Origin of the sequence: Segnochrobactrum spirostomi (genome assembly GCF_009600605.1) — a bacterium.
Classification (GTDB): domain Bacteria; phylum Pseudomonadota; class Alphaproteobacteria; order Rhizobiales; family Segnochrobactraceae; genus Segnochrobactrum; species Segnochrobactrum spirostomi.
Window position 1 is genome coordinate 4,130,890 of the sequence record NZ_VWNA01000001.1, and the last position, 6,178, is coordinate 4,137,067.

Annotated in this window: 4 protein-coding genes; 2 read left to right on the forward strand and 2 right to left on the reverse strand. The window is 69.5% G+C overall.

Going from position 1 to position 6,178, the window contains the following annotated elements; genetic code table 11:
• The first annotated feature begins 94 nt into the window (after positions 1–94).
• The gene (guaD, locus tag F0357_RS18600; RefSeq protein ID WP_246161509.1) at positions 95–1,465 is read left to right on the forward strand and encodes a guanine deaminase; all 1,371 of its coding nucleotides are present in this window, start codon (positions 95–97) and stop codon (positions 1,463–1,465) included.
• Positions 1,466–1,481: 16 nt separating this feature from the next.
• Here the strand turns inward: guaD and parE are convergent, their stop codons facing one another.
• Complete coding sequence (parE, locus tag F0357_RS18605) at positions 1,482–3,485, reverse strand: DNA topoisomerase IV subunit B (protein WP_312861724.1); 2,004 nt, start codon at positions 3,483–3,485, stop codon at positions 1,482–1,484.
• A gap of 768 nt (positions 3,486–4,253) precedes the next feature.
• Between parE and F0357_RS18610 the strand changes: the two genes are divergently transcribed.
• A complete protein-coding gene (locus tag F0357_RS18610; RefSeq protein WP_208948424.1) occupies positions 4,254–5,150 on the forward strand; it encodes a tetratricopeptide repeat protein in 897 nt (298 codons plus the stop codon).
• 65 nt (positions 5,151–5,215) lie between these two features.
• Here F0357_RS18610 and thiM read toward each other — a convergent pair whose 3' ends face one another.
• On the reverse strand, positions 5,216–6,064 hold the full coding sequence (gene thiM, locus F0357_RS18615; RefSeq protein WP_153485827.1) for a hydroxyethylthiazole kinase: 849 nt from the start codon (positions 6,062–6,064) through the stop codon (positions 5,216–5,218).
• Positions 6,065–6,178 lie beyond the last annotated feature (114 nt).

Below are 6,178 nucleotides of genomic sequence, written 5' to 3' on the forward strand. Positions count from 1 at the left end.
CCGGTCACGATCGGCCGCGCTTGCCTTTCCTCCCCGGCATCGGCGAGATGACGAAGCGGCGCTCGCCGCCTTGTTGTCAGTCTCGGAGCCGTCGATGCCGCAGCCCGCCGCGACCGTCCTTCGCGCCACCATCATGCAGACGCCCGAGCGCGGGCTCGTCGAAATCCTCGAAGACGCGCTCGTCGTCGTCGCGGAGGATGGCCTGATCGCGGAGATCGTGACGGCGGACGATCCCCGCCACGAGGGCGTCGAGGCCGAGGCCCGCGCGGCGGGACGCCTCGAAGTGCTGGGCGAGGGGCGCTACCTGCTCCCGGGCTTCGTCGATCTCCACATCCACGCCCCGCAATGGCCGCAGCTCGGCAAGGCGCTGCATCTGCCGCTCGAGGATTGGCTCCAGCAATACACCTTCCCCCTCGAGGCGCGGTACGCCGACCTCGCCTTCGCCAACGCCGCGTACCGTTCGCTCGTCGATGCGCTGCTCGCCAACGGCACCACCACCGCGGTCTATTATGCGACGGTGCACCTCGAGGCGACCAAAGCGCTCGCCGACATCTGCCAGGCGAAGGGCCAGCGCGCCCTGATCGGCAAGGTGGTGATGGACGATCCCGCCTTGAGCCCGGACTTCTACCGCGACCTTTCGACGGATCAGGCGATCGCCGACACGGCGGCCTTCATCGACTATGCGAACGGCCTCGCCGGCAACGGCACCCGGCTCGTCTATCCGACCATCACGCCGCGCTTCATCCCGACCTGCACCGACGCCGGCCTGAAGGCGCTCGGCGACCTCGCCGCCGCGACCGGCGCCCACGTGCAGACCCATTGTTCGGAGAGCGACTGGGAGCACGGCTTCGTGCTCGAGCGCACCGGCAGGACCGACACCCGCGCGCTCGAAGCGTTCGGCCTGATGACGCGGCGCACGGTGCTCGCCCACGCCAACTTCATCTGCGACGACGACATGGACGCGATCCACGCCTGCGGGGCGGGCGTCGCCCATTGCCCGCTGTCGAACCACTATTTCTCGAATGCTGTCTTCCCCTTACGGCGAGCTCTCGAGAAAGGGGTTCATGTCGGCCTCGGCACGGATATCTCCGGCGGCCACGACGCCTCGATCTTCTCGAACATCCGCCACGCGGTGGCGTCGTCCCGCGCGCTCGCCGACGGCGTCGATGCGAGCCTGCCGGCGGATAGCCGCGGCCGCCCCGGTTCGGCCGTCGATTTCACCGAGGCCTTCTGGCTCGCCACCGCCGGCGGCGGCATCGTGCTCGACCTGCCGATCGGCCTCCTCGCGCCGGGCTATTTCTTCGATGCGATGGTGATCGATACCCACGCCGCCGACAGCGATCTCGTCGTCTGGCCGGAGCTCGACGGCCTCGATGACGTCTTCCAGCGCATCGTCTACAGCTCCGGGCGGCAGAACGTCCGCAAGGTGTGGGTCGCCGGCCGCGCGGTGGTCGACAAGGGGTAGGGCGCCCGAGGCGGCCTCAGATGTCGAGGTCGCGGGCGAAGCTCGCGCGCTCCTGGATGAACTTGAAGCGCGATTCCGCGCTCGTGCCCATCAGGCGCTCGACCGTCGCCACCGTGTCGGCGCGGTCCTCTTCGTCCACCACGACCCTGAGCAGGCTGCGGGTGCGCGGGTCCATCGTGGTCTCGCGCAACTGGTTCGGCAGCATCTCGCCGAGGCCCTTGAAGCGGCCGATATCGATCCTGCCCCGCTTGTCGAAGGCGTTCGCGACGAGGCGTTCGCGCTCGGCGTCGTCGCGGGCATAGAGGGTCTTGGCGCCCTGGGTGATGCGGTAGAGCGGCGGCACGGCGAGGTAGAGATGGCCGTGGCGGATGAGCTCCGGCATCTCGCGATAGAAGAAGGTGACGAGCAGCGAGGCGATGTGGGCGCCGTCCACGTCGGCGTCCGTCATGATGATCACGCGGTCGTAACGCAGGTCGGTGTCGCGATAGGCCGTACGGGTGCCGCAGCCGAGCGCCGTCATGAGATCCGCGAGCTGCTGGTTCTGCCCGAGCTTGTCGCGGCCGGCACTGGCGACGTTGAGGATCTTGCCCCGCAGCGGCAGCACCGCCTGATTCATGCGGTTACGGGCCTGCTTCGCCGAGCCGCCGGCCGAGTCGCCCTCGACGATGAAGATCTCGGTGCCACCGGCGGCGTTCGACGTGCAATCGGCGAGCTTGCCCGGCAGGCGCAGGCGCCGCGTCGGGGACCGGCGCGCGACTTCCTTCTCCTGCTTGCGGCGCAGCCGCTCCTCGGCCCGCTCCGCGATCCGTTCGAGGAGCGTGCCGGCGCGCGACGGGTTCTCGACCAGCCAGTGCTCGAACGGGTCGCGCACCGCATTCTCGACGATGCGGGCGGCATCGACCGTCGCGAGCCGCTCCTTGGTCTGGCCGACGAATTCCGGCTCGCGGATGAAGACGGCGAGCAGGCTGCCGATCGAGCCCGCCACATCCTCGGCGGTGATCGCGGCGGCGCGCTTCATCTGGGTGCGCTCGGCGTGGGTCTTGATGCCCTTGAGGAGGGCTGTGCGCAGGCCCTGCTCGTGGGTGCCGCCATCGGGCGTCGGGATGGTGTTGCAATAGGACTGGAGGAAGCCGTCGTCCTCGATAAAGGCAACCGCCCACTCGACCCCGCCGTGGCCGCCGGTGCGTCCGATGCGGCCGGCGAAGGTTCCCTCGACGATGCGGTCGGCCGCGTTGAGGCGGTCGGTCAGATAATCGGCGAGGCCGCCGGGGAACTTGAACACCGCCTCGGCCGGCACCGATCCGCCGGCCGGGAGGAGGGCGGGCGCGCAGTGCCAGCGGATCTCGACGCCGGCGAACAGGTAGGCCTTGGCGCGGGCCATCGCGAACAGCCGGGCCGGCTCGAAGTGCGCCTCCTCGCCGAAGATCTCGGTGTCCGGCTTGAAGCGGGTGCTGGTGCCCCGCCGGTTCATCACCTCGCCGACTTCCTGGAGCGGGCCGATTGCGCGGCCGCGTTCGAAGCTCTGGCGATAGAGCCGCCGGCCGCGGGCGACCTCGACCTCGAGGCGTTCCGAGAGGGCATTCACGACCGAGACGCCGACGCCGTGGAGGCCGCCGGAGGTCTCGTAGACCTTGGAATCGAATTTGCCGCCCGAGTGCAGCGTCGTCATGATGACTTCGAGGGCGGACTTGTCGGGAAAGCGCGGGTGCGGATCGATCGGGATGCCGCGGCCGTTGTCCGTCACGGTCAGGAAGCCGTCGGCGGAAAGCTCGACCTCGATGAAGGTCGCGTGGCCGGCGACCGCCTCGTCCATGGAGTTGTCGATCACCTCGGCGAAGAGATGATGGAGCGCCTTCTGATCGGTGCCGCCGATATACATGCCCGGGCGGCGGCGCACCGGTTCGAGCCCTTCGAGCACCTCGATGTCGGCGGCCGTGTAGCCCGCCTCGCCGGCGGCCTGGCGGGCCCGCGCGGCCTCGGCCCCGCCGCCGTGCGCTTGGCGCGGGCGTTCGAGCGCGATTCGCCGCTCGCACCCTCCGCGCGAGCAGGTTCGGCACCGGGCGCGGCGAACAGGTCGTCTTCGGTCATTCTGCGGTCCGTCTCGGAGGCGTTCCGAATCGCGCCGCAGAGGCGGCGGCGCGGGCTGAATTTGGCACGGGAACGGCGCCGAGGCGAGTGTGACGTTCCTGGACTGTTCCCGTGACCGATTGCCGGGGGCGGTTGGCGACCGCTCGCGTGCTTTCGCGTTCGGACGGGGCACCCGCTCGCTTTCTGCGCGAGAGCGCGAACCTCGCGGACGGGCACGATCCGGCCGATGAGGGAAATGTGGCTGTTTGGCAACAGCGTTCGAGGCGCTTGATCCGGGGTCCCGCCGGAGGCCCGAAACGCCGCCATTCGGCCACAAAGCGACACGAGTCGTTGTGAAGTCTTAAAAGGTTAAGCGGCCAGATTTGCCCCGGGCAAGGCGAGTCGTCGTGGGACCTGCGTCGACGTCTCGCCCGGATTTTTCGGGCTTATATCGGTCATGAAGTTGCAGCGCACTTTGCCTCTGTCCGAGCCTTTCGCGATCCGGCTGGTCCCGACGATCGCCGTCGCTGGGCTGTGCCGCAAACTTGCCGGCTTCGCCTTCGCCATGGCGCGCCTCGGCCGTAGGAACGCCGGAATGGCGTGGCAGGATGTTTCCATCGGCGGATGCGACACGCACGGCCGCGGTCCGTTCGGGACGTCGGCCCCGGCAGGACGCGAGGCCGCAGCGATCGGCTCCCTCCAGCGGCGAACCTTTGGAATCATGCGCAGCACGTGTTGGCGGTTCATTGCGGGCGGATTGGTCGCGCTCGGCCTCGGTGGGCCGATCACGGTGCAGTCGGCGCTCGCCTTCGACGCCAACGCCCCGGCCGAGAGCGACGAGGCGGCCTCCGCGGACATGTTCCGCGCCGGCACCAAGGCCTATTTCGCCGGCGACAAGGCGAAGGCCGCGGATGCGTTCGGTTTCGCTGCCGACAAGGGCCATCCGGTCGCCCAGTGGAAGCTCGGCCGGATGTACCAGGAGGGCGACGGCGTCGCCACCGACGATTACAAGGCCTTCGAGCTCTTCTCCGAAGTCGCCAACGATCACGCCGACGATGCGCCGCATTCGGCGCAGGCGCCCTTTGTTTCCAACTCCTTCGTCGAGCTCGGTGTCTATTATCTCAACGGCATCAAGGACACCGCCGTCACGCCGAATGTAGAACGCGCCCGGGAGCTGTTTACCTACGCGGCGTCCTATTTCGGCGATGCCGACGCCCAATATCACCTCGGCCTGCTCTATCTCGATCCCGCGCGGGAGAAGGAGCGCGACCCCCGCCTCGGTGCTCGCTGGCTGAAGCTGGCGGCCGAGAAGGGGCATGCGGCCGCTCAGGCGCGGCTCGGCGAGATGCTGGTCGAGGGTACGGACCTCAAGCGCAACGTGGTGGCCGGCCTGATGTGGCTCACCGTCGCCAGCGCCCATGCCGACGACCGCGACGAAGCCTGGATCCGCGAGGCCCAGGAAGACGCCATGGCGATCGCGACCGAGAAGGAGCGTCGGCGCGCCACCCAGCTCGCCGAGCAGGTGCTGGCGAAGTCCGGCGAGGCCGACAAGGCGGCGGACGTGGCCAATTCGGCCGATCAGGCGCCGTCCCGCGTGGTGGGCGACGCCTCGCGCTGAGGCGGCCTCTCCGCTTTCACGGCGCCGGCCGCCTCCGGCTTTTCAATAGGTTCGATGTCGAGTGGTCAGCGCGGGACGGGGATCGCATCCTCGATCCGGGCGCGATCGCGCAACGCCGCCTCGTCCACGCCGTCGAGCGCATCGAGGAAGGCGGCCGCGAACGAGCCGGGGCCGCTCGCGGCTTCCTCGGCGATCTCCGCCGCCACGGAATAATGGACGTGGGCGGCGACGAGGCCGGTCAGCGGATCGGGCGCCACCGCGGCATAGGCGGCGGCGAGCGCGCCGAGGGCGCAGCCGGTCGCCGTGACGCGCGGCAGCAGCGGGCTGCCGCCGGCGATCCGCACCAGCGCAACGCCGAGCCCGTCGATTTCGCCCACCACATGATCGACCGGCCCCGATGCCGACACCGTCGCCGCATGGGCGAGGAGGTCGACGGCCGGGCCGACGGCCGCGCTCGGATCCGCGGAACTGTCGACACCGCGCGCACCGCCGCCGAGGCCGGCGAGGCCGATCACCTCCGAGGCGTTGCCGCGGATGATGGTCGGGTGGAAGCGCAGAAGCTCGGCCGCGATTCCGCCGCGCCAGGGCAGGCCGCCGGCTCCGATCGGGTCGAGCACCCAGGGCTTGCCCGCCTGTTCCGCCGCTTCCGCCGCGAGCCGCATGGAGGCGACCTGGGCGGCGGTCGGCGTGCCGAGATTGACGAGCACGCCGTCGGCAATGCCGGCGAACAGGGCGGCTTCCTCGGGATTGTCGACCATCGCCGGCGCGGCGCCCGCCGCGAGCAGCACGTTCGCCATGAAATTGGTCGAGACCGTATTGGTGAGACACTGCACCAGCGGCCGGCGGGCGCGCAGCGCCGCATGGGCGGCGACGACATCGTCGATCTTCGGGGCGTGGGAGGCGCTGCGCAGCATGAACTCGGCTCGCTTGTTGTCTAAAAGTCTATGGATTGAATAGATATTTTAGCTTAGAAGCGGTGGCAAGCGGATCGCCCGGGCTTCGGGTTTCGATTGTCCGGCGTGGAAGCC

Bases quoted from the DNA above. Each gene is read 5' to 3' on its own strand.
- guaD (WP_246161509.1), top strand. From the start codon at position 95: ATGCCGCAGCCCGCCGCGACCGTCCTTCGCGCCACCATCATGCAGACG.
- F0357_RS18610 (WP_208948424.1), top strand. From the start codon at position 4,254: ATGCGCAGCACGTGTTGGCGGTTCATTGCGGGCGGATTGGTCGCGCTC.
- thiM (WP_153485827.1), bottom strand. From the start codon at position 6,064: ATGCTGCGCAGCGCCTCCCACGCCCCGAAGATCGACGATGTCGTCGCC.